Below are 887 nucleotides of genomic sequence, written 5' to 3' on the forward strand. Positions count from 1 at the left end.
TTGGCCGCATGGCGCTGTAGCAGATTTGCGTTGAGATTGTCCGTCCGAGAGGACGAGACTATCGAGGCGGGAATCTGCCCACCCAAAGTGAGCCGAACCCTGCTATGCGCTATAGCGGCGTGTTAGCGGTAGTGATTTATTTTTTAGAATTGCTTTTTAATTCAAGCTCTAAATCCAATTTCACATCACAATGCTTTGACAACCAATTCTTGATTGTCATGATTAAGCGGTCCTTTGCTATAAGATATTCAGTAATTGTTATATATGGAATTACAATTTCATATTCTCCAAGCTTGGATTTATTAAAATATAAGGAAGCATATTCACTTAGTTTTCGGTTGTTGGATATTTCAGAAGTCGCTTTAAAATCTAGAAAATTCAATTTAGTTTTTATTTCCGCAGGTAACCAATGACTTTTTCTAAATTCCATTATTGGTTTAATGAATTCTTCATAGTCTTTTACTTTTATCGCAATGTTTTTGGATTCTAAAGTTTTAAAATTTTCAAGTGAAAAAACATTCTTATAGTCCATTATGATGAAACGGGATAATATAGTCGATTTATTTCCAATTTCTGATATATGAACACATTGTTCATTTAGGTATTCTACAAGTTCAAGTGTTTTATCAGCTTGCCTCTCAATAAACTTAGAATCGATACTAAATCTTTGATATAAAATAATTGCTACAATTAACGTTAAGACAGTAGCTATTGCACTCAAAGAAGTAAATGAGAGGGAGAGAATAGTACTCCAAGACTCTTTACAAGAGAACAAAACAAAGGGATATAAGAATGCAATGAGGCAAAAAAATATGCTTGTTGCAATTAAAATATGCTTGTTTGGTTTCATAGGGATGTTATGTTTTTAAGTCCATTACCGCTAACGG

At 33.5% G+C, this 887-nt stretch carries 1 protein-coding gene; it reads right to left on the reverse strand.

All coding sequences use genetic code 11. The features are described from left to right. Nucleotides 1–136: 136 nt before the first annotated feature. Nucleotides 137–850, reverse strand: coding sequence for a hypothetical protein (locus ACSX1H_RS19405; protein ID WP_439185914.1), 714 nt, complete (start codon nt 848–850; stop codon nt 137–139). Between the last annotated feature and the right edge of the window lie 37 nt (nt 851–887).

Origin of the sequence: Carboxylicivirga taeanensis (assembly GCF_051851475.1) — a bacterium.
GTDB lineage: Bacteria > Bacteroidota > Bacteroidia > Bacteroidales > Marinilabiliaceae > Carboxylicivirga > Carboxylicivirga taeanensis.